This window comes from Paraburkholderia phenoliruptrix, assembly GCF_019511605.1.
GTDB classification, from domain to species: domain Bacteria; phylum Pseudomonadota; class Gammaproteobacteria; order Burkholderiales; family Burkholderiaceae; genus Paraburkholderia; species Paraburkholderia phenoliruptrix_A.
In genome coordinates this window covers 224,840-245,761 of the sequence record NZ_JAEUAV010000004.1, presented here as the reverse complement: position 1 = coordinate 245,761, position 20,922 = coordinate 224,840, and the positions used below count along the sequence as shown (strand labels likewise).

Annotated in this window: 18 protein-coding genes and 1 tRNA gene; 9 read left to right on the top strand and 10 right to left on the bottom strand. The window is 63.8% G+C overall.

Annotated elements, in window-relative coordinates; translation table 11 throughout:
• Window positions 1–15: 15 nt before the first annotated feature.
• From JNB89_RS08855 to JNB89_RS08830, 6 genes are all read right to left on the bottom strand, one after another.
• Window positions 16–843 carry a phosphodiesterase gene (locus JNB89_RS08855; RefSeq protein ID WP_135893351.1) on the bottom strand — a complete coding sequence of 276 codons (828 nt, stop codon included), beginning with the start codon at window positions 841–843 and terminating at the stop codon, window positions 16–18.
• Between the two features lie 44 nt (window positions 844–887).
• On the bottom strand, window positions 888–1,976 hold the full coding sequence (locus tag JNB89_RS08850) for an ABC transporter ATP-binding protein (RefSeq protein WP_220361935.1): 1,089 nt from the start codon (window positions 1,974–1,976) through the stop codon (window positions 888–890).
• On the bottom strand, window positions 1,973–2,878 hold the full coding sequence (locus tag JNB89_RS08845) for an ABC transporter permease (protein WP_220361934.1): 906 nt from the start codon (window positions 2,876–2,878) through the stop codon (window positions 1,973–1,975). The genes JNB89_RS08850 and JNB89_RS08845 overlap by 4 nt, the downstream gene beginning before the upstream one ends.
• A 49-nt stretch (window positions 2,879–2,927) precedes the next feature.
• On the bottom strand, window positions 2,928–3,752 hold the full coding sequence (locus JNB89_RS08840) for an ABC transporter permease (RefSeq protein ID WP_220361933.1): 825 nt from the start codon (window positions 3,750–3,752) through the stop codon (window positions 2,928–2,930).
• Complete coding sequence (locus tag JNB89_RS08835) at window positions 3,749–4,852, bottom strand: ABC transporter substrate-binding protein (RefSeq protein WP_431026584.1); 1,104 nt, start codon at window positions 4,850–4,852, stop codon at window positions 3,749–3,751. The genes JNB89_RS08840 and JNB89_RS08835 overlap by 4 nt, the downstream gene beginning before the upstream one ends.
• Window positions 4,853–4,931: 79 nt before the next feature.
• Window positions 4,932–5,990 (bottom strand): LacI family DNA-binding transcriptional regulator, encoded by a 1,059-nt coding sequence (locus JNB89_RS08830; RefSeq protein WP_220361931.1) that lies wholly within the window; start codon window positions 5,988–5,990, stop codon window positions 4,932–4,934.
• Between the two features lie 203 nt (window positions 5,991–6,193).
• On the opposite strand from JNB89_RS08830, the gene JNB89_RS08825 reads away from it, so the two are divergent.
• A tRNA-Leu gene (locus JNB89_RS08825) sits at window positions 6,194–6,278 on the top strand.
• 562 nt (window positions 6,279–6,840) lie between these two features.
• Here JNB89_RS08825 and JNB89_RS08820 read toward each other — a convergent pair.
• Window positions 6,841–7,044, bottom strand: a complete 204-nt coding sequence (locus JNB89_RS08820) for a hypothetical protein (RefSeq protein ID WP_013338715.1) — start codon at window positions 7,042–7,044, stop codon at window positions 6,841–6,843.
• Between the two features lie 19 nt (window positions 7,045–7,063).
• Window positions 7,064–7,564, bottom strand: coding sequence for a hypothetical protein (locus tag JNB89_RS08815; RefSeq protein WP_220361984.1), 501 nt, complete (start codon window positions 7,562–7,564; stop codon window positions 7,064–7,066).
• Here JNB89_RS08815 and JNB89_RS08810 point away from each other — a divergent pair.
• From JNB89_RS08810 to JNB89_RS08790, 5 genes are all read left to right on the top strand, one after another.
• A complete protein-coding gene (locus JNB89_RS08810) occupies window positions 7,530–9,041 on the top strand; it encodes a sugar ABC transporter ATP-binding protein (RefSeq protein WP_220361930.1) in 1,512 nt (503 codons plus the stop codon). The two genes, JNB89_RS08815 and JNB89_RS08810, sit on opposite strands and share 35 nt — an antisense overlap.
• A 16-nt stretch (window positions 9,042–9,057) precedes the next feature.
• The gene (locus JNB89_RS08805; protein WP_013338718.1) at window positions 9,058–10,083 is read left to right on the top strand and encodes an ABC transporter permease; all 1,026 of its coding nucleotides are present in this window, start codon (window positions 9,058–9,060) and stop codon (window positions 10,081–10,083) included.
• Between the two features lie 96 nt (window positions 10,084–10,179).
• Window positions 10,180–11,121, top strand: coding sequence for an ABC transporter substrate-binding protein (locus JNB89_RS08800; RefSeq protein WP_220361929.1), 942 nt, complete (start codon window positions 10,180–10,182; stop codon window positions 11,119–11,121).
• A 33-nt stretch (window positions 11,122–11,154) separates the two neighbouring features.
• Window positions 11,155–12,453 carry an L-fuconate dehydratase gene (locus tag JNB89_RS08795; protein WP_220361928.1) on the top strand — a complete coding sequence of 433 codons (1,299 nt, stop codon included), beginning with the start codon at window positions 11,155–11,157 and terminating at the stop codon, window positions 12,451–12,453.
• A gap of 87 nt (window positions 12,454–12,540) precedes the next feature.
• The gene (locus JNB89_RS08790; RefSeq protein WP_013338721.1) at window positions 12,541–13,044 is read left to right on the top strand and encodes a YgjP-like metallopeptidase domain-containing protein; all 504 of its coding nucleotides are present in this window, start codon (window positions 12,541–12,543) and stop codon (window positions 13,042–13,044) included.
• A gap of 108 nt (window positions 13,045–13,152) precedes the next feature.
• On the opposite strand, the gene JNB89_RS08785 is transcribed toward JNB89_RS08790, so the two are convergent.
• Entirely contained in the window at window positions 13,153–15,504 is a 2,352-nt protein-coding gene (locus JNB89_RS08785) for an FdhF/YdeP family oxidoreductase (protein ID WP_220361927.1), read from the bottom strand.
• Between the two features lie 170 nt (window positions 15,505–15,674).
• Here JNB89_RS08785 and JNB89_RS08780 point away from each other — a divergent pair, with 170 nt between their 5' ends.
• Window positions 15,675–17,117, top strand: a complete 1,443-nt coding sequence (locus JNB89_RS08780; protein WP_220361926.1) for a PLP-dependent aminotransferase family protein — start codon at window positions 15,675–15,677, stop codon at window positions 17,115–17,117.
• A 78-nt stretch (window positions 17,118–17,195) separates the two neighbouring features.
• Window positions 17,196–17,540, top strand: a complete 345-nt coding sequence (locus JNB89_RS08775; protein WP_220361925.1) for a helix-turn-helix domain-containing protein — start codon at window positions 17,196–17,198, stop codon at window positions 17,538–17,540.
• A gap of 123 nt (window positions 17,541–17,663) precedes the next feature.
• On the opposite strand, the gene JNB89_RS08770 is transcribed toward JNB89_RS08775, so the two are convergent.
• The gene (locus tag JNB89_RS08770) at window positions 17,664–18,314 is read right to left on the bottom strand and encodes a lysozyme inhibitor LprI family protein (protein ID WP_220361924.1); all 651 of its coding nucleotides are present in this window, start codon (window positions 18,312–18,314) and stop codon (window positions 17,664–17,666) included.
• Between the two features lie 249 nt (window positions 18,315–18,563).
• On the opposite strand from JNB89_RS08770, the gene JNB89_RS08765 reads away from it, so the two are divergent.
• Window positions 18,564–20,867 (top strand): putative bifunctional diguanylate cyclase/phosphodiesterase, encoded by a 2,304-nt coding sequence (locus JNB89_RS08765; RefSeq protein WP_013338726.1) that lies wholly within the window; start codon window positions 18,564–18,566, stop codon window positions 20,865–20,867.
• Window positions 20,868–20,922 lie beyond the last annotated feature (55 nt).

Below are 20,922 nucleotides of genomic sequence, written 5' to 3'. Positions count from 1 at the left end.
AGCCCGAAGGCGCGTTCAGTCGATCAGCGCGCCTTCGGGCTCATAGAACGGGTAAGGGCCGTCGGCCGCGTCCACATACGCGTGATGGGTGACGATGCCGGTCACTGCGTCGTAGCGATGCAGTGCAAACGCGGGCGGCTCCATCATGAACGCCGACGGCGCATCGTCGCGAAGATCGAGCGCCACCTGATGCGCGGGCGCCGGCACCGCGCACGCAATGGTGCCGCCAAAGCGCACGAACATCGGACGATGCACATGTCCGCAGATCACACGCTCCACGTTCGGATAACGCGCGATCAGCGCGGCGAGCCTGTCAGCCGCGCGCGGATCGAGCCGCAGTTTGTCCATGTGTCCCACGCCGCAAGCAAACGGCGGATGATGCAGCGCGACCACAGTCGGCTTGCCGCCCGCCGCATCGAGTTGTGCCGAGAGCCACGCAAGCCGGGCGTCGCACAGCGTGCCGGCGCTTTGGCCCGGCACCATCGAATCCAGTGCGATCAGACGCAGCGGACCGACATCCACCGCGTAATGCACGAACTCGCCGCCGCTGTGCAACTCCGCGCGCTCCGGAAAGACTGCGCGCAGCGCGGCGCGGTCGTCGTGATTGCCGACGAGCAGCAGGTAGGGAATGTCGAGCGGCGCGAGCAGCGCTTTCAGGTGCTCGTACTGTTGCGCTTCACCCTGATCGACGAGATCGCCTGTCACGATCACGGCGTCCGGGCGAGGATCGAGTGCGTTCAATGCGGCGATGCAGCGCGTGAGATACGCAGCGGTATCGACACGGCGATAGGCGAGCGCGCCAGGCCGTTTGATATGCAGATCGCTAATTTGAGCCAGCAGCATGGGGTAGTCCTGTTGGTTGCGCGCAAATGCAAAGCGCGGCTTCATTACGATAGCGCAATCAGCGCGTCCTGACCGATGCACAGGCCCACCGGCGTGCCGCGTGCGAGCTCGACACGGCCTGCCACGTCGACGAATAACGCATCGGGAGCGGCGCCGTGAATCGTCAGGCGCGTGCGTTCGCCGAGAAATGCGCTGCTTTCCACGGTGCCGCGCAGTTGCGCTCGAGCCGGGTCGGCGAGGAAGGCGTCCTCGGGGCGAAAGAAAATTTCGTGCTTAGCATCGGCTTGTGCCGCGGCGTGCCGCTGCGCCGGCGGCAGCGGCACCTCGCCGCCCGTGGTCGTCAGCAGGTTGCCGCGGCGCTCGCCTGCCACGCGATTGATGGTGCCGACAAATTGCGCAACTGCACGATTCGCCGGGCGATAGTAAATGTCGCGCGGCGCGCCGATCTGCTCGATACGACCCGCGCTCATGACGACGATGCGGTCGCCCAGTTCCATCGCCTCGGCCTGATCGTGCGTGACGTAGACGGTGGTGATGCCGAGTTCGCGCAACAGCGTGTTCATTTCGCTGCGCAGTGCGTCGCGCAGGCGGGCGTCGAGTGCCGTCAGCGGTTCGTCGAGCAGCAGCACGCGCGGCTGCACGGCGAGTGCGCGGGCGAGCGCGACGCGCTGGCGCTGGCCGCCGGACAGTTGATCGATGGGTTTGTCCGCGTGCGCGGTGAGACGCATCATGCCGAGCAATTCGTCCACACGTGTTCGCGCGATGTCAGCGGGCATGCGGCGGATTTTCAGGCCGTAGCCGATGTTGCCTCGTACCGTCAGATTGGGAAACAGCGCATAGCTTTGAAACACCATGCCGACCTGACGTTTTTCGATGGGCAGCGCGGTGACGTCGTCGTCGCCGAACGCTATGCGGCCGCCGGCGTCGGGCGTCTCCAGGCCGGCGATCATGCGCAGCGTGGTGGTCTTGCCGCAGCCGGACGGACCGAGCAATACCAGCGTCTCGCCAGCCTCGATGCGCAGATCGACCGGTTCGAGCACACGTGTGCCGCGAAATGTCTTCGCGCACTGCGTGAGCGTGATGGGAACCGAAGCGGAAGCGGAAGCGGAAGAGGGAGCAAAAGCGAGTGTCATGGCGTTGTGGTGGATGTCGTGGAAGCCGCGCCGCGGTGCTTGCGCGCAGTGCGCTGGCCGGTTGCATCGACGCCGAGCCATTGCATGGCGACGAGCAGCGGCATCGTCATGATGAAAAAGAGAATCGTGTAGGCGCTGCCTATTTCGATGCGCAACGACGCATACGTATCGGCGAGACCGACCGGCAGCGTCTTGGTGTCGGGCGTATGCAGCATCCAGGTGAGATTGAATTCGCCGATGGAAAGCGTCAGCACCGCGAGGGCGCCCGCCACGATGCCCGGCCTTGCATTGGGCAGCACAATGGTCATGAAGCGCTGCACGAAGCTCGCGCCGAGACTCGCCGCGCCTTCTTCCAGCGTGCGCAGATCGCTGCTCGCGCATACGGCGGCGACCGCGCGCACCATGAACGGCAGCGTGAAGACCACGTGACCCACCACGATAAATGCGACGCTCATGCGAAACATCGTGAAGCCGCCATAGACCACGAGCAGCGCAAGCGCGGATGCAAGGCCAGGCAGCGCGATGGGCAGCACCAGAAACTCTTCGATGACCCGCGAGAGCCGCGTCTTGCTGCGCGCGAGCACATAACCCGCCGGCACGCCCGTCAACAACGTGATGACGAGCGTGGCGGCCGCGACTTCGAGTGAAAGAAACACGGAGCCGTGATATTGCGTCCACACTTCGCCGAGCCAGCGCAACGTGAGGCCGCTCGAGATGCCCTTGAAGTAGTTGACCGTCAGACCGGCGAGGATCGACATGGCGACCGGCACGATCAGAAACGCGCACAGCAGCAGCGTGACGAACCATTGGCCCGCCGCGAGCCATGCTCGGGCGTCGGGCATAGCCAGGCGCACGCGGCGCCTGGGAAGAGCCGCCTGTGAGGCGGCAGTGATCGAATTCATGCAAACGTCCTGCTTTGGATGTGTGTTGCTGCGTTGTGGTCGACCCCGCTCATGCGCTCGCCGCCACGGCCGAGCCGCTCATGCTGCGCGCAAGAGCGAGCACCGCCCATGTGACGATGCCGAGCACGATCGAGAGCCCTGCCGCTGTCACCATGTTCGCGTTGAGCGTGAACTCGGTGTAGATCGTCATCGGCAGTACGTCGATGTCGGTGGCCAGCGTGAAGGCGGTGCCGAATGCGCCCATTGCCGTGGCGAAGCACACGGCGCCCGCCGCGATCAGGCCAGGCGAAAGAGCGGGCAACACGATGTCGCGTGTAATGCGCCAGGGCGACGCGCCCAGCGAACGCGCGGCTTCCTCGAGCGAAGCATCGAGTTTGGTCGCCGAAGCCATTACCGTGACGATCACCCGCGGAATCGAGAAGTACAGGTAGCCGAGAAAAAGCCCGCTCATCGAATAGGCAAAGACCCAGCGGTCGCCGGCGAGCTTCAGCGAGAGCGCGCCCACTAGCCCCTGACGGCCCGCCAGCATGATGACCATGAAGCCGACCACCACGCCCGGAAATGCGAGTGGAAATGTCAGCAACGCGAGCAGCGTGCGCTTGAACGCGAATTCGCGGCGCGCGAGCAGCAGGCCGGCGATCACGGAGAGCACCAGCGTGACCGCCGTGACCGCCGCCGACAACACCACCGTTGCGCCGAGACTCGACATGTAGCGCGGATTCGTGAGCATCGCGCGATAGGTGGCGAACGCGTGGCCGTCGCCGCTCAGTTGCGCGAGCGCACCCATGGGCAGCAGCCAAAATGCGATGAAAACCGCCAGTGCCGGCGCGAGCAAGGCGATGCGCCAGCGCAGCGGGAACGTGATGTCGTTCAATGCATCACCTGCAAGTAGCGTTCGCCGAAGCTCGCCTGCTTCTCGGCCATCTTGCCGAAGTCCACTGCTTTGGCGCGGGCATACTCGCTGGCCGGCAGAAACTTCGCGGCGGTTTCGGCGCTCATCGCGTTCGCGCGCACCGGACGCAGATAGGCGTCGGCCCACAGCTTCTGGCCTTCGTCGGAGAGCACGAAGTCCAGCACCTTCTTGCCGTTCGCTTCGTGCGGCGCGCCTTTGACGAGACTCATCACATATGGCACGGAAATCGTGCCTTCTTTCGGAATCACGAATTCGACGTTGGCGTGATCTTTGTACTTCGCGCGGTAGGCGTCGAAATCGTAGTCGAGCAGGATGGGAATTTCGCCGGACATGACGCGGGCGTACGCCGTCTGCTTCGGCACGATCGGCGCATTCGCCTTCAGCTTGCGGAACCAGTCGAGACCCGGTTCGAAGTTATCCAGCGTGCCGCCAAGCGCCTGGTTCACCGCCACCGCCCCCGCGTAACCCACAAAGGCGCTCGACGGATCGAGGTAGCCGATCATGCCTTTGTATTCCGGCTTGAGCAGATCGGCCCATGAGCTCGGCACCGGCTTGCCTTCGAGCGCGTCCTTGTTGACGAAGAAGCCGAGCGTGCCCGAGTGGATCGTGAACCAGTAGCCTTGCGGGTCCTTCAGGTTCGCGGGAATGTCGTTCCAGTGCGCGGGCTTGTACGGTTCGACCACGCCCTTGTCCTTCGCCTGAAATGCCGAGGAAACGCCGAGATACACCACGTCTGCAACCGGGCTCTTCTGCTCGGCCATCAATTGCGCAATCGACTGGCCCGAGTTCTTGTTGTCGAACGGCACGCGGATGCCGGTTTTCTGTTGGATCGCCTTGATCTGGCTCGCCCAGTCGGCCCATTCGGGCGGGCAGTTGTAGCAGATCGCGGTTTCTTCCGCGCGGGCGCTTTGTGGCATGACGACGGCAAGCGCGGCGGTCATCAGCGCGCCGGCGCACAGCGCGACGACGGTGGACCGCGCGAGGCGATGCATCGCCGGTTTCAGCGGCGATATAAGCGGCGATATGAGTGGCGATGTCAGTCGTGTTGACGAGCGGGTCACTGCGGTTCTCCAGGAAGAAATGAGCGGGTGTTTCATGCTTGTTGTGTGGTGGCGTCTTGTCGGTCGAAATGCTGAGGACTCAGGAAGAACGTGCGGCCGCACGCGTGGCGAGTTGGCCGCCATGATCGGAAATCGCGGCAATGGTCGCGCCTTCGCGCAGGCTGTGCGGCAGCGTCAAGGCGAGCGGCGAGTCGTCGAGCTGTTCGTGGCTGCCGGTGACGCGCGCGAGCAACCGACGCCACGCCGCGCAGCCGATCTCGCGGTTCGGCGCGCAGACGCTCGCAAGCGGCGGCGACAGCAGTTCGCCCATTGCGAGGCCGTCGAAGCCGAGAATCGACATGTCGCGCGGAATCTGTAGACGCGCACGGCGCAGGCCGCGCATCACGACCATCGCGAGCAGATCGTTGCTGCAGAAAAGCGCGCTCGGGCGTTGGGCGCCGTGCGTCAGGTGGGCGAGCACGGAGGGCGCGAGTTCGTCGGCATTGAAATCGACTTCGAGCGCGGGCGCGGGCGTGAGGCCCGCCTGCTGCATGGCCTGCGCATAGCCGAGGTGGCGTTGACGCGCGCGGTCCGAAGCGGCGAGCGTGCCGGCGAGCATCAGGATGCGGCGATGGCCGTGCGCGATCAGCATGCGCACGCCGTCGTAGGCGGCCAGGCGGTTGTCCACGGAGACCGACGGACGACGCACGGTGTCGTTGTGCATCAGCACGTAGAGCAGGCCGTCCCGGTCAAGCTCGTCGAGCAGCGGATGCGTGTCGGCGTCGGCGACCGTGAGAATGAGACCTTCCACGCGATGTTCCCGCAGCGTTTCGATCGCGCGGCGTTCGCGGTCGGCGTCGTACTGCGTGGTCATCAGCATGAGCCGATAGCCTTGCGCCGCCGCGAGTTCGTCGATGCCTTGCAGGCACTCTGCGAACACCGGATTGGCGAGCGTCGGGACGATCACGCCGATCAGCCGCGTGCGCTCGCCGCGCAGTTGACGGCCGAGCGGGCTGGGCCGGAACTGCAGGGCGTCGATGGATTGCCGGACCTTGTCGAGCGTGACGGGGTTCACGGTGTGCGGCGCGTTGATCGCGCGCGAGACCGTCGCAATGGAAAAGCCCGCGTGCGCAGCAACGTCCTTGATGGTCGGGATCATGATTTCCGCTCGGTTGTAAACGTTTTCGCAGCGGATTATCGGGAACGTTTATGACTGGCGGATGAATGTGGAGGTGACGGCCTCGCGGGTTGGCGAGGCGGCTGGCGGGCGGCTTACTGGGCGGTTGGCGGGCGGATTGCGGGCCGGTTGGTCGGCCGCGCGGCGAATGGTAGAATGCGCGTCCACGCGGTTTTCCCACCCTCGCCGGGGTGATGAAATTGGTAAACATAGCGGACTTAAAATCCGCCGCTTCACGGCTTGCCGGTTCGAGTCCGGTCCCCGGCACCATGCTGTTTCCCAACGCCTCCCTGGATTGACTAAAACCGTCTAAGGCGAGGGTTTGCGGCGTTTCGCTTTGCCAAGATTGCCGATGGTCTCCCATTGAGACCCAAGGGAAGTGGGGCATCGCTGGGGGCAGGTTTCAATGCATTGGGCACAAATATGCCCCACACCCGAATGCCGCTTGCCGATGCCGCCGAACGCGCTGCCGGGCCCCGTGAGAAGGCCTCTAAGCTGGCCGATAGTCAAGGCATCCACCTCGAAGTCATGCCCAACGGCTCGAAGTGCTGGTGTCTCAAATGCGGGATCGACGAGAGAGAGCAGCGGGCCGTGCTGGCGGATACCCGAAGTGTTGCTCGTTGCCGCCCGTAAGGCGTGGGAGGAAATAATGAGCGCACTGAGGACGGGCTTGGGTCTCTTGCACTAGGCATACGGCCGCGGCTCTATGCGCCACTCCGAACCCCCTACCAGACACTCCCCCGCGGCTGCCTGATCCAGCAAGCGCGAGAGAGCTGTGCGACATCATGAATCAGATCATCTGCAGAAAGCCGTGAACTGAGCGTGGATCGTGTCACCCGACGATGCTTAGGACTTCGTCCAGGGTCATCTCGCCGAAGTACTCCGCGAGCAACGGAAACAGCGCGGCATCGTATGCGGCACAGTGCTTTTCCTTGAAGATGTCGAACTCTCCGTATCGCGCGACAACGCAGGCTTCTGCTGCAATGCTCGCCGATTTGAAGAATGCCTTGGCTTGGGTGATGATATTTGCGTCCATGTGAAGACTAACGGCATCGTCAATAGAAGCTTGAGGGTGAGCCCGACTGCAACTGGTTCAGGTATTCGCTGAATGCCGCCTTGCGGGCGAGGTGGCCAAAGATCATGTCCAGCGTGTTCGCCTGTGCGAATAGCATAGACTCAACATGCGACATGTCACCCTTGTGGACCTCCTCAGATTGCATGCGCAGCAGTCTCGCGCAGGTGCTCGGGTCCAGGACCTCGCCAAACCCCGGCCCCAATCCCACACTCTGCACAACTCCCGCCTTTTTCACCCGTAACCACTCCAGACACTCGGGAATGCCTGCACTTGAGCCGTTGCCGCCGGGCGTCGTAGAATCGTCGCACATCGGTTTGGGGTCCAGCAATGTGCCTGGCTTCTCGTTGCGATTACAGTCGAACCACCCCGCGCCCTGCGGCGCCATCGCGTCCCGCCTCGCGGGTTGAGACGAGCGTTTGCCGCGCAATCGCCATTGGCTTTGCGCCATGACCCCGCTGATTTCCGTCAGCAAGCTCAGCAAGAGCTTTCCCGGCGTGCGGGCGCTTCACAACGTCCAATTCGAACTGATGGCTGGCGAAGTCCACGCGCTAATGGGCGAGAACGGCGCCGGCAAATCCACGTTGATGAAAATTCTTGCCGGCGTGTACTCGCGCGATTCGGGCGACATCCTGCTGAACGGCGAGCCGGTCCATTTTTCGAGTCCGCGTGACGCGCAAGCGGTGGGCGTCGGCATCATTCATCAGGAACTCCAACTGATGAATCATCTCACTGTCGCGCAAAATATCTTCATCGGCCGCGAGCCGCGCGGGCGGCTCGGCGTCTTTCTCGACGAAGACAGGCTGAACGCGCAGGCACGCGACATCCTCTCGCGCATGCATGTGAAGCTCGATCCGCGTGCGATGGTCGGCGATCTCACGGTCGCCAGTCAGCAGATGGTCGAGATCGCGAAGGCGCTATCGTTCGACTCGCGCGTGCTCATCATGGACGAGCCCACCTCTGCGCTAAACGACGCCGAAATTGCCGAGCTGTTTCGCATCATTCGCGAACTGAAAGCGCGCGGCGTGGGCATCGTCTACATCTCGCACAAGATGGACGAGCTAAAGCAGATCGCCGACCGCGTCACCGTGCTGCGCGACGGCGAGTACGTGGCTACCGTCGACGCCGCGAACACCACCGTTCAGGCGATTATCGGCATGATGGTCGGGCGCACGTTAAGCGATGCGGCGCCCGCGGCCCACGTTGCGGCGCGAGGCGAAACTGCGCTTGAAGTGAGAAACCTGAACGCCGGCTCACTCGTGCGGGACGTGAGTTTCACGGTGCGCCAGGGCGAGATTGTCGGCTTTGCCGGTTTGATGGGCGCGGGGCGCACCGAGGTCGCGCGCGCGGTGTTCGGCGCGGACCCCGTCGAGTCCGGCGAGATCTTCGTGAAGGGCGCGAGGGCGTCGATCAGGCATCCGCGCGATGCGGTGGCGCACGGTATCGGCTATCTGTCGGAAGACCGCAAGCGCTTCGGCCTTGCCACCGGCATGGACGTCGAATCGAACATCGTCATGTCGAACCTGCGACACTTCCTGTCGTGCAGCTTTTTTCTGCGCCGTGCGCGCATGCGCCGGCGCGCAAACCATTTCATCAATCTGCTCGCCATTCGCACGCCGTCTGCCGCGCAGGAAGTGCGGCTGCTTTCTGGCGGCAACCAGCAGAAGATCGTCATTGCGAAGTGGCTGGAGCGCAACTGCGACGTGCTGTTCTTCGACGAACCCACGCGCGGTATCGACGTCGGCGCGAAGAGCGAAATCTACAAGCTGCTGCGCGCGCTCGCGGACGAGGGCAAGGCGATCGTAATGATCTCGTCGGAGCTGCCCGAAATTCTGCGCATGAGCAACCGTATCGTCGTGATGTGCGAAGGCCGCATTACCGGCGAACTCAGCGCCGCCGAGGCGACGCAGGAGCGCATCATGCATCTGGCCACGCAGCGCCCAACCCTAAAAGCGGCGTGAGCCTTATGAGGACGCTATGACATTGCCATCCGATTCTCCTGCACTGAGCGGCGAGCGGCGCCTGAGCGGCCTGAAGGCCCGCATCTTCTCGCCGACGGCTTTGCAGAAGCTGCTGGCATTCGCGAGCCTGATTCTGCTGCTGGTGTTTTTCAGCTTCGCGTCGCCGGCTTTCATGCAGATGGACAACATTCTCGGCATTCTGCAGGCGACAGCGGTCAACGGCGTGCTGGCGATCGCGTCCACGTTCGTCATCATCACGGGCGGCATCGACCTCTCGGTCGGCACCTTGATGACCTTCACCGCGGTCATTTGCGGCGTGTTCCTCACTTACTGGCATCTGCCGATGTGGCTCGGCGTGCTGGCCGCCATTGCGACTGGCGCGATCTGCGGGACGATCTCCGGCACGCTCACGGCGAAAATGAAGATTCCGCCCTTCATCGCAACGCTCGGCATGATGCTGCTGCTCAAAGGGCTCTCGCTCGTGGTGTCGGCGGACAAGCCGATCTATTTCACTGACACCGAAAATTTCTACATGATCTCGCAGGACTCGCTGATTGGTTATCTATTGCCGAGCCTGCCGATTCCAAACGCCGTGCTGATCCTGTTTGTTCTCGCGATAGCCAGTTCGATCACGCTCAATCGCACGGCGCTTGGCCGCTACACCTTCGCGCTCGGCAGCAACGAAGAGGCGGTGCGTCTTTCGGGCGTCAACGTCGACCGCTGGAAGATCGCCATTTATGGCCTTGGCGGCGCGATTTGCGGCGTCGCGGGGCTGCTGATCGCGTCGCGGCTGAACTCGGCGCAGCCGGCGCTCGGCCAGGGCTACGAGCTCGAAGCGATCGCCGCGGTGGTGATCGGCGGCACGTCGCTGTCGGGCGGCTCGGGCACGATACTCGGCACGATCATCGGCGCGTTCATCATGAGCGTGCTGACCAATGGCTTGCGCATCATGTCGGTCGCTCAGGAATGGCAGATCGTGGTGACCGGGCTCATCATCATTCTCGCGGTTTATGCCGACATTCTGCGGCGCAGGAAGCGCTGAGCCGTGCCGGACAATCAATAATCGACAAGGGGAGGCGCCGCGAGGCTTCCCCGGCGGCTGAAGAAGAAGCGTCCACACCTCAGGAGGAGATAGTCCATGTTGAATCGCAAAGTATTCGGCGTCGTGATCGGCTTGAGTGCGCTTGTCGGCGCGAGCAGTCTCGCGCATGTCGAGGACGTTTATATTCCGCTCGTCTCCAAGGGCTTTCAGCATCAGTTCTGGCAGGCGGTCAAAGCGGGCGCGGAGCAGGGCGCAAAGGAGCACAAGGTCAGGATCACCTTCGAGGGCCCGGAGACCGAAGCGATGGTCGACAAGCAGATCGACATGCTGTCGGCCGCGCTCGCGAAAAAGCCGCAAGCCATCGGCATCGCCGCGCTCGACAGCAAGGCGGCCATTCCGCTGTTGCGACGGGCGCAGGCGGCAAAAATTCCGGTGATTGCGTTCGACTCCGGCGTGGACAGCGACATTCCGCTCACCACCTGCGCGACCGACAATCTGGCCGCCGCCGCGCTCGCCGCGGACAAGATGGCGCAAGCCATCGGCAATGCCGGCGAAGTCGGCGTGATCGTGCACGACCAGACGAGCCGCACGGGCATCGACAGGCGCGACGGTTTTCTGAACGAGATGAAGAGCAAACATCCGAACGTCAAGATCGTCTCCGTGCAGTACGGCGGCGGCGACCACCTGAAGTCGGCCGAAATCGCCAAGGCGATGATTCAGGCGAACCCGAATCTGAAGGGCATCTTCGGCGCGAACGAAGGCTCGGCGGAAGGCGCGGCAATCGGCGTAAAGGAGTCGGGCAAGAAGCTCGTGCTGATCGGCTATGACTCGGGCAAGGAGCAGAAGGACGACATCAATTCCGGCCTGATGGCGGGCGCGATCACGCAGAACCCGATTGGCATCGGCAAATGTGTCGTGGATTCGGCGGTCAAGGCGCTCAAGGGCGAGAAGCTGCCGAAGAAGGTCGACACCGGCTTTTACTGGTACGACAAGAGCAACATGACCGATCCGAAGATCGCCGCGGTGCTCTACGATTGATCGTCCTTTAGCTGGCTGTCCCGGAGCGTAGACATGACCACGATCACCAGACTGTCGGTGCGGGACATCCGCTTTCCGACCTCGCGTTCGCTCGACGGCTCGGATGCGATGAATGCCGCGCCCGATTATTCGGCCACCTACGTCACGCTCGAAACGGACGCGCCGGGCGCCTTGGCAGGCCACGGCCTCACGTTCACGATCGGGCGCGGCAACGAGATCTGCGTGAAGGCGGTAGAGGCGCTCGCGCCGCTCGTCGTCGGTAAGACTCTCGCGGAGATTGCCGCGGACATGGGCGCGTTCTGGCGCGCGCTGACCTCGGACAGCCAGTTGCGCTGGATCGGTCCGGACAAGGGCGCGATTCATCTGGCCACGGCGGCGCTCGTCAACGCGGTCTGGGATCTGTGGGCGAAAGCGCAAGGCAAGCCCGTGTGGAAGCTGCTCGTGGACATGAGTCCCGAAGAGCTGGTGCGCTGCCTCGACTTCCGCTATGTGACCGACGTCATCACGCCGCAAGAAGCGATTGCGCTGCTGCATCGTCATGCCAGCACAAAAGCCGCGCGTGAGCGCGAAATGCTCGCGCACGGCTATCCGGCTTACACGACCTCGGCGGGCTGGCTCGGTTACGACGACGACAAGATCCGCCGTCTCGCGCGCGAAGGCGTCGCGCAGGGCTGGACGCATTTCAAGCAGAAGGTGGGCGGCAATCTCGCGGAAGACATGCGCCGCGCGCGCATTCTGCGCGAGGAAATCGGCGAGCATCGCAAGCTGATGATGGACGCCAACCAGGTGTGGGACGTGGACGAAGCCATCGCGAACATGCGGCATCTCGCGCAATTCGACCCGTGGTGGATCGAGGAGCCCACCAGCCCCGACGACATTCTGGGGCACGCCGCGATCCGCGAGCGGCTTGCACCGATCGGCGTGGCGACCGGCGAGCACTGCCATAACCGGGTGATGTTCAAGCAGTTGCTGCAGGCGCGCGCCATCGACTTCTGCCAGGTGGACAGTTGCCGCCTGGGCGGTCTGAACGAAGTGATCGTTGTGCTGCTGATGGCGGCGAAGTTCGGCGTGCCGGTGTGTCCGCATGCGGGCGGCGTAGGTTTATGCGAGTACGTCCAGCATATTTCACTGTTCGACTATATCTGCGTGTCGGCGTCGCTGGAGAATCGCGTGCTCGAATACGTGGACCATCTGCATGAGCACTTCGTCGATCCTGTCGTGATTCGCGACGGCCGCTATATGCCGCCGCAACGTCCCGGCTACAGCATCGAAATGCACGCGGCGTCGCTCGATCAGCATGACTTTCCCGGCGGCCCGGTTTGGCGCGTGTAGGCATCGTGGCGGAACAGCCGTGTAAACTGCGCGTTTAGCGCCTCGCGTCGCAAAGCAGACACGAAGCGCCCACGGCAGCCCACCACCATGCACCACCTGAAATACCTGAGCGGCTATCCGCCTGCACTGCTCGAGAAGGTCAAGAAACTGATCGCCGACGACAAGCTCGGCGCGTACCTCGCTGCACGCTATCCGGACACGCACGACGTGCAGACCGACCGCGCGCTCTACACGTATTGCGCCGAATTGAAGCGCGAGCATTTGCGCAGCGCCGAGCAGATCGACAAGGTCGTCTACGACAGCAAGCTCGATGTGATGCGCCATGCGCTGGGCCTGCACACCAGCATCTCGCGGGTGCAGGGCGGCAAGCTCAAGGCGAAGAAGGAAATTCGCATCGCCTCGCTATTCAAGGCGGCGGCGCCGGAATTTCTGAAGATGATCGTGGTGCACGAACTCGCGCACCTGAAGGAAAGCGAGCACAACAAGGCGTTTTACCGCCTTTGCGAGTTCATGCAGCCGGGCTACCATCAGATCGAATTCGATCTGCGGCTTTATCTGACGCAGCGCGATCTTGCCAAAGGGTCTGCCTGATCGCTTGGGCAGCACGCTCAGGCAGCACGCTCAGGCAGCATGCTCAGGCAGCATGCTCAGGCAGCATGCTCAGGCAGTGCGCTCACGTAGCGCAATCAAATAGCGCAATCAGGCAGCGGCCGCGTCCAGTACCGACGCCTTCAACAGCACGGGAATCGACTTCGAAGTCGGCGTGCCCGCGCCGTCCGCGACCGAAGAGAGCGGCACGAGCGGATTGGTCTCCGGATAATAAGCGCCGAGGCAGCCGCGCGGAATGTCGTATTCGACCAGCAGAAAGCCGTCCGCGTGACGCTCGACGCCGTCGTCCCACACGCTCGTGATATCCACGCGCTGGCCGGCCGTGAAACCGAGCATCGCGATGTCTTCCCTGTTGGCGAACAGCACGCGCCGTTGGCCGTACACACCGCGATAGCGGTCGTCGAGGCCATAGATCGTGGTGTTGTACTGATCGTGCGAGCGCGTCGTCATCAAGGTCATCAGGCGTTCGCCGTGCTGCTTGCGCGCGCGATGCATCGGCGTGTCGAGCGCAATGCGATGCACGAGGAACTGCGCCTTGCCGCTCGGCGTTTTCCAGATCCGCTCGCGCGACGCCACGCCAAGATGAAAGCCGCCGGGGCGCTTCAGGCGCTCGTTGTAATCGTGAAAGCCGTCAATCACTCTGGCTATGCCGTCGCGAATCAGCGCATAGTCCGCGGCGTGCGCGAGCCAGTCCACCTTGTCGCTGCCAAGGGTCGCATGCGCCATGCGCGCGACGATCGCAATCTCCGAGAGCAGGTTTTCCGAGGCCGGCTTGTTCATGCCGTACGAGATGTGCACCATGCTCATCGAATCCTCGACACTCACGCCTTGCGCGACGCCGTTCTGCAAGTCGATTTCGGTGCGCCCGAGTGTCGGCAGGATCAGGGCGTCGCGGCCGTGCACGAGATGGCTGCGGTTCAGCTTGGTCGTGATGTGCACGGTGAGATCGCATGAACGCATTGCTTCCCATGTGCGCGGCGTGTCGGGCGTCGCAATCGAGAAGTTGCCGCCAAGGCCGATGAACACTTTTACCTTGCCGTCGAGCATCGCCTGGATGGTGTTGACGACGTCAAGACCATGCTCGCGCGGCGGCTCGAAGTGGTAGACCTCGCCGAGCCGGTCGAGAAACGCCTGAGTGGGCTTCTCCTCGATGCCGACCGTGCGGTCGCCCTGCACGTTCGAATGCCCGCGCACCGGGCACAGGCCCGCGCCGCGCCGGCCGATGTTGCCGCGCATCATCATCAGGTTCGACAGCAGTTGCACTGTCGGCACCGAATTCTTGTGCTGCGTGAGACCCATGCCCCACGTGGAAATCACCGCGCGGCCTTTCACGTAGATGTCCGCGAGTTTCAGCACGTCTTCATACGGCACGCCCGATTCGGCGACGATGGTGTCCCAGCTTTCAGCGCGCAGGTCGTCGGCGAAGGCCTCGAAGCCCACCGTGTGCTCGGCGATGAACGCAACGTCCAGCACGCGTTCGAGGCCGCAGGCCTGCGCTTCGTCGTCGAGCTCGATCACGCGCTTGGCCACGCCCTTGATGAGCGCGAAGTCGCCGCCCACTTTCGGACGAATGAACACGGAGCTGATCTTCGTGCTGCCGAGCGTGAGCATCTCCACCGGATGCTGAGGGCTCGCAAACCGCTCGAGACCGCGCTCCTTGAGCGGATTGATCGACACGATCGTCGCGCCGCGCTTCGCGCACTCGCGCAACTCGCCAAGCATGCGCGGATGGTTGGTCGCCGGATTCTGGCCGAAGATGAGCAGCGTGTCGGCGTGTTCGAAGTCGTCGAGCGTGACGGTGCCCTTGCCGATGCCCACGGTATGCGGCAAGCCGCGGCTCGTCGCCTCATGGCACATGTTCGAGCAGTCGGGGAAATTGTTGGTGCCGTACATGCGCACGAACAACTGGTAGAGGAACGCAGCTTCGTTGCTCGCGCGGCCCGACGTGTAGAACGCGGCCTGGTTTGGATCGGGCAGGCGTTTCAGGTGGCTTGCGATCAGGTCGAACGCTTCGTCCCAGCCGATCGGCACGTAGCGGTCGCTGAGCGCGTCGTAGACCAGCGGGTCGGTCAGGCGGCCGTGCTGTTCCAGTTCGAAGTCGGACTGGCTCATCAGGTCGGCCACCGTGTGCTTCGCGAAGAAGGCGGGCGTGACGCGCTTGCTGGTCGCCTCGGCGGCCACGGCCTTCACGCCGTTCTCGCAAAACTCGAAGGTGGACGCATGCTCGCGGTCCGGCCACGCGCAGCCCGGGCAGTCGAAGCCGTCCGGCTGATTCTGCTTGAGCAGCGTACGGTAGTTGCCGCCCGCCACCTTTTCCTTGATCAGGTTGATGGCGACGTACTTGAGCGCGCCCCAGCCGGCCGCCGGGTACGTGTACGGCTCGATACGGGCGCCGCTGCTCGGGTCGGCGTGGAGTTTGTTGCGGGTGTCGGTGTTCTTCATGTGCTTGCCGCGCGTGGTCTGTCATGGCTTCTGGCCGATATGGCCAGACTACTGTGTTCCAATCGCAGTGCAGCATACAGAAAAACAAAAAGGGAAGGTGTACAGTTCAGGTGCCTTGCGTTTTGTCATAGACTGGCGCGCGAGCCATTCCCTTTTCTTGAGCCTGGTCCTTGAAACTCTACGAAAAGCTCGCCGAGGAGATTACCGAAGCCGTGCGCCGCGGGGTGTTCGCGGCGGGCGAGCGCATTCCGTCGGTGCGCCAGGCGAGTCAGCAGCATGGCGTCAGTATCAAGACCGTGCTGCATGCTTACGCGCTGCTGGAAAGCCGGGGCATCGTCGAAACGCGCCCGCAGTCCGGCTATTTCGTGCGTGAGGCGGCGGTGAACGCGTTCAGACCCGAGATGCGGCGCACGGACGGCAAAACGCGGCCACCGGCGCCGCCCGCCGCGCCCGTCGCCGCCGAAGTCGACGTGAGCCGTCTGGTGCTCTCGACACTGCGCAGCATCCGCGCGCACGACGCCGTGCCGTTCGGCTCGCCGTACCCCGACCCGTCGCTTTTCCCTTGGCGACGCATCAACCAGTATGCGAACGCGATTGCGCGCCGTCAGGCGAGCTGGAATCTGATGGACGACCTGCCGCCCGGCAACCCGGAACTGATCCGGCAGATCGCGCGCCGCTACACCGAAAACGGCATGCCTGTCGATCCGGGCGAACTCATCATCACGCTCGGGGCGACCGAGGCTATCAATCTCAGTCTGCAGGCGGTCGCGAAACCCGGCGACACAGTGGCCGTCGAATCGCCGACTTACTACGCGATGCTGCATGCGATCGAGCGGCTCGGCATGCGGGCGATCGAGGTGGCGACGCATCCCGTGGACGGCATCGACATCGACGCATTGGCGCAGGTGATCGCGAAGCAGAAGATCGCCGCCTGCATGGTGATGCCGAATTTCCAGAATCCGCTCGGCTTCAGAATGCCCGACGCGCGCAAGCAGCAACTGGTCGAACTGCTCGCCGCGCAGCAGATTCCCGTGATCGAAAACGACGTCTATCAGGAACTGTATTTCGGCGAGACGCGACCCTCCACATTGAAGAGCTTCGACACGCAGGGACTCGTGCTGCATTGCGCGTCGTTTTCGAAGAGCCTGACCGCGTCGTACCGCATCGGCTGGGCGCTGCCTGGGCGTTATCGCGCGCAGGTCGAGAAGCTCAAGTTCCTCAATACACTCACCACGCCTTCGGTGCCGCAGGTCGCCGTTGCCGATTATCTGCGCCAGGACGGCTACGACCGGCATTTGCGGCACGTGCGCAAGGTTTATCGCCAGCAGGCGAGCATCATGAGCGCAATGGTGCGGCGGTTTTTTCCGGCCGGCACGCGCATCTCGTCGCCGCAAGGCGGCTATGTGTTATGGGTGGAGTTGCCGCAGAGCGTCGATTCGATGAAGCTGTATCAGGCGGCGCTCGCGCGCAGCATCACCGTCGGGCCGGGCATGATGTTTTCGACGCGCAATCACTTCCGCCATTTCATCCGGCTGAACTACAGCTATCCGTGGACGGCGCAAAGCGAAGCGGCGCTAAAGACACTCGGCGAGCTGGCTACGCAGATGGCGTGAAGCAGCGCGGCAAGCTGTGTACAGACAGCTGTGTACAGACCCGCGCCCGGCATACATACATATAGATAGGAGACATGCATGGATGACGACGAAATCGACCCGGTGCTGCTCGCCGTGCTCGCGCAACTATGGCGCGCACAAAGCGATCGGCCCGCGCGCACGACGCCCGGCGGCGCGTGGTCGCTCGCCAAGCTGTCGAAGCAGGCCGACGTGCCGATGAGTGTGTTGCGCCGGCAATTGACGGTGCTCGTCGACGGCGGCCTTGTGCAAACGACGTTCGACGAAGCGGGCGCGGGCACCGCGCGTCTCACCGACACGGGACGCGAGGTATGTGCTGAGCTGTTCGGCGCTAGCCAGCCCGAAGAGGACGGCGAGCCCGGCGCGCACGCGCCCGGCGAAGACCTGCCGCCGCGGCTTCATTGATCAATGACGAAGCTGCAGACAAGGCTGCAAACGAGGCTGCAAACGAACCCACTAACGACCCCACTAACGACCCCACAAACGAGCCCACAAACGACCCCACAAACGAAACCGCGCGACCCGCGCTCACGAACGTTCCAACGTCGCGACGCCGCAGAACCAGTCGCCGCCATGCGCGCGGTACTTCCACGGACTGCCGTTCTGACGGATCACGTTCGGGCACTGCTCGCCGATCACAAGACCCGGATGCGAGGCCGTGCATTCGAGCATCGCGGTATCGGCGGTAGAAGACGTGGACATCGGCGGCTTGTCGGGCCGCTCGGGTTGCGTGGTCTTTGCGGCAGCGCTGGCGTGCGGCGTCGTAGCGGTGTTGGAGGCAAAGTCAGAAGCAGGCGGAGAGGCAGACGGAGAAGCAGACGGAGAGGCAGAGGCGCTCCCGCCCGCCGCCGAGCCCCGTTGCATGCGCGCGAGCACTTGCTGCAACTCGTCGATACGCGTCGCATACCATGTGCCGAGGCACGCGGCGTCACGACAATTGGCCTCGCGCCAGGCCCACTTGCTGTCGCTGTCTGCGATGAAGGCGCGCCGGTCGCTCACTTTGCGCCGCGCTTTCCAGTAGAGTTGCCCCAGCGTGTCGTCGAGGCGCGACAGCGCGGGGTCGTTGCAGATCATCTTTTCGGTGAGGGAGCGGCCCTTGCTGCAATCGAAGCTCGTGGCCTCAGCGGACGAATGCGCGATCAGCAGTGCGGCGAGCATAACGGGGCGGACGATTTTCATGAATGTTCACGATGCTGGGTTGCTCATGCAACGGATGATCGTTCAATCCCGCGTCGCGCAGACCCGCGAATAGGCAGCAGTCCGCGAAAGTGATTACCAGATGTTGCCTGGCGTGGCGCGGTCCACGGCGCGCGAGTGCGAGGCACGGCAGGCCCACGCGCTGCGCGCGAAAAACATTGTGCACTCGACGGGTATACCCTGGTGCGCTGCTTACATAATCTTGCCGATGTTGGGTTGGGGGGCGCATATATGAACCGCGAAGCGACATCACGTACGGAGGTGGGTGCGACGCCCGAGGGCTGCCGTGTCCGGCCGGATCTGGCCGAAGAGGTGCTGGCGTCCGAGCGCAGCGTACTGAGGCTCATCACCTGCAATACGCCGCTGCCGGAAGTGCTGGACGAAGTGTGTCGCCGCGCGGAAGCGCTGCTGGGCGAGGGCGCGTCGTGCTCGATCCTGCTGCTCGACGAAGACGGCGTGCATGTGCGCGTCGGCGGCGCGCCGTCGCTGCCGAGGCGCTATAGCGCAGCGATCGACGGCGTGCGGATCGGTCCGTGCGCGGGCTCGTGCGGCACGGCGATGTACGAACGGCGCCTCGTGGTCGTCGAGGACATCGAGACCGATCCGCTGTGGGCCGACTATCGCGCGCTGGCCTTGCCGTACGGCTTGCGCGCGTGCTGGTCGGTGCCGTTCGAAAACGACACCGGGGCGGTGCTGGGCGCGTTCGCCGTCTATCACCGCGAGCCGCGCCGGCCTACCGCGCAGGAAGAGACGATGCTGCGCGACATTGGCCGCAGCGTCGGGCTCGCCGTGCATCAGAACGCGATGGCGCAACGTCTTGCACATAGCGAAGAGCATCATCGGCTGGTCGTCGATCATCTGATCGAAGGCATCGTCGTGCAGTCGCGCGCGGGCGTGGTACTGGCCTGCAATCCGAGCGCGCAGCGCATGCTGCGCACCGGGCCGCAAATCGTCGGACGCAGCATTCGCACGGTGATGGTGCGCAGCTTTCACGAGAACGGCTCCCCGGTGGCGGAGGAGGAGCGGCCGACGAACCAGGTGCTCGCAACCGGCAAACCGATGCTCGACGTTACGCTCGCCCTCGAGCTCGTGAACGGCGAAGTGATCTGGGTCACTGAGAACGTGGTGCCGATCCTCAAGCCGGGCCAGAGCAAGCCCGACTCGGTGCTGATCTCTTTCACCGACATCGGGCCGGTGCGCGAAGCGCAGCGCCAGCTCAAATTCCTGGCTACCCGCGATTCGCTAACCGGCCTTTACAACCGAGCTTACCTGACCGAGCGGATGCACAGCCTGTTCGCGCCGGGCGGGCCGAACGGCAGCGGCGAAGTGGTGAGCGTGGCGGTGCTGTTCGTCGATCTGGACGGTTTCAAGAAGGTCAACGACACCGCCGGTCACGAAGCCGGCGACGCGTTGCTCAGGAGCGTCGCCGAGCGCCTCGCCGGTTGCGTGCGCCACGACGACACGCTCGCGCGAGTGGGCGGCGACGAGTTCGTGATCGTGGTGAGCGCGTGCGACTGCAACGATCAACTCGTCGCGCTAGCCCGCCGTATCCTCGACGCGATTGCGGTGCCGTTCGCGGTGGCGGAGAACGAGTACTACCTGGGCGCTTCGATCGGCATCAGCCGCTATCCCGAAGACGGCCAGGACGCGCCCACGCTGATGCGCAATGCCGATTCGGCGATGTATCACGCAAAGCAGCGCGGCCGCAACAACTTCCAGTTCTTTACCGCCGAGCTCAATCAGCAGTTGCAGCGCCGCTTCGTGATCGAGCAGTTGCTGCGCCGCGCGCTTGCAGCCAACGAGCTAAGCCTCGTGTATCAGCCGATCGTCGACAGTCACGGCGGCCGGACCATCGGCGCAGAGGCGCTGCTGCGCTGGTACAACAGCGAGCTGGGCAACGTCTCGCCGGCCGAGTTCATTCCGGTTGCGGAAGACGCGGGCCTGATCGCCGAAATCGGCGAATGGGTGCTCGCGCATGCGTGCGAGCAGGCGGCGCAGTGGCGGCGCACACTCGCGCCCGACCTGATCGTCGCGGTGAACCTGTCGCCGCGCCAGTTCAACGACGGCCTCGTCGAGCGGATCAGGCGCTGTCTCGACCAGTCGGGGCTGGAGCCCGCGGCGCTCGAACTCGAAATCACCGAGCGGCTTCTGATGAGCGACAGCGACACAGTGTTGCCCATGCTTCAGGCACTGAGCGCGACCGGCGTGCGCATTTCGGTGGACGACTTCGGCACCGGCTATTCGTCGCTGTCGTATCTGAAGCGCTTCCCGTTGCACAACCTGAAGATCGACCGGTCGTTCGTCGCCGGCTTGCCGGATCATCGCGACTCCATTGCGATCACCCAGGCCGTGGTGGCGATGGCGCATTCGCTCGGCATGAACGTCACCGCCGAAGGCGTGGAAACACCGGAGCAGGCAGCGTTTCTGCGCTCCATCGATTGCGACAAGCAGCAAGGCTATCTGTACAGCCGGCCGGTTGGTGCAAGCGCTTATGCGCGCGCACTTGCCAACGTGTGTGCGCCCGCGGCGGGCTGAGCCTCGCAGGGCTTGCACGTGACGCTGCGCCTGGGTGTCGCGCACGGACTACTGC

What these genes read in the sequence shown, in the direction of transcription:
- JNB89_RS08855 (WP_135893351.1), bottom strand. Translation starts at nt 843, where the DNA reads ATGCTGCTGGCTCAAATTAGCGATCTGCATATCAAACGGCCTGGCGCG.
- JNB89_RS08850 (WP_220361935.1), bottom strand. Translation starts at nt 1,976, where the DNA reads ATGACACTCGCTTTTGCTCCCTCTTCCGCTTCCGCTTCCGCTTCGGTT.
- JNB89_RS08845 (WP_220361934.1), bottom strand. Translation starts at nt 2,878, where the DNA reads ATGAATTCGATCACTGCCGCCTCACAGGCGGCTCTTCCCAGGCGCCGC.
- JNB89_RS08830 (WP_220361931.1), bottom strand. Translation starts at nt 5,990, where the DNA reads ATGATCCCGACCATCAAGGACGTTGCTGCGCACGCGGGCTTTTCCATT.
- JNB89_RS08820 (WP_013338715.1), bottom strand. Translation starts at nt 7,044, where the DNA reads ATGGACGCAAATATCATCACCCAAGCCAAGGCATTCTTCAAATCGGCG.
- JNB89_RS08810 (WP_220361930.1), top strand. Translation starts at nt 7,530, where the DNA reads ATGACCCCGCTGATTTCCGTCAGCAAGCTCAGCAAGAGCTTTCCCGGC.
- JNB89_RS08805 (WP_013338718.1), top strand. Translation starts at nt 9,058, where the DNA reads ATGACATTGCCATCCGATTCTCCTGCACTGAGCGGCGAGCGGCGCCTG.
- JNB89_RS08800 (WP_220361929.1), top strand. Translation starts at nt 10,180, where the DNA reads ATGTTGAATCGCAAAGTATTCGGCGTCGTGATCGGCTTGAGTGCGCTT.
- JNB89_RS08795 (WP_220361928.1), top strand. Translation starts at nt 11,155, where the DNA reads ATGACCACGATCACCAGACTGTCGGTGCGGGACATCCGCTTTCCGACC.
- JNB89_RS08790 (WP_013338721.1), top strand. Translation starts at nt 12,541, where the DNA reads ATGCACCACCTGAAATACCTGAGCGGCTATCCGCCTGCACTGCTCGAG.
- JNB89_RS08785 (WP_220361927.1), bottom strand. Translation starts at nt 15,504, where the DNA reads ATGAAGAACACCGACACCCGCAACAAACTCCACGCCGACCCGAGCAGC.
- JNB89_RS08775 (WP_220361925.1), top strand. Translation starts at nt 17,196, where the DNA reads ATGGATGACGACGAAATCGACCCGGTGCTGCTCGCCGTGCTCGCGCAA.
- JNB89_RS08770 (WP_220361924.1), bottom strand. Translation starts at nt 18,314, where the DNA reads ATGAAAATCGTCCGCCCCGTTATGCTCGCCGCACTGCTGATCGCGCAT.
- JNB89_RS08765 (WP_013338726.1), top strand. Translation starts at nt 18,564, where the DNA reads ATGAACCGCGAAGCGACATCACGTACGGAGGTGGGTGCGACGCCCGAG.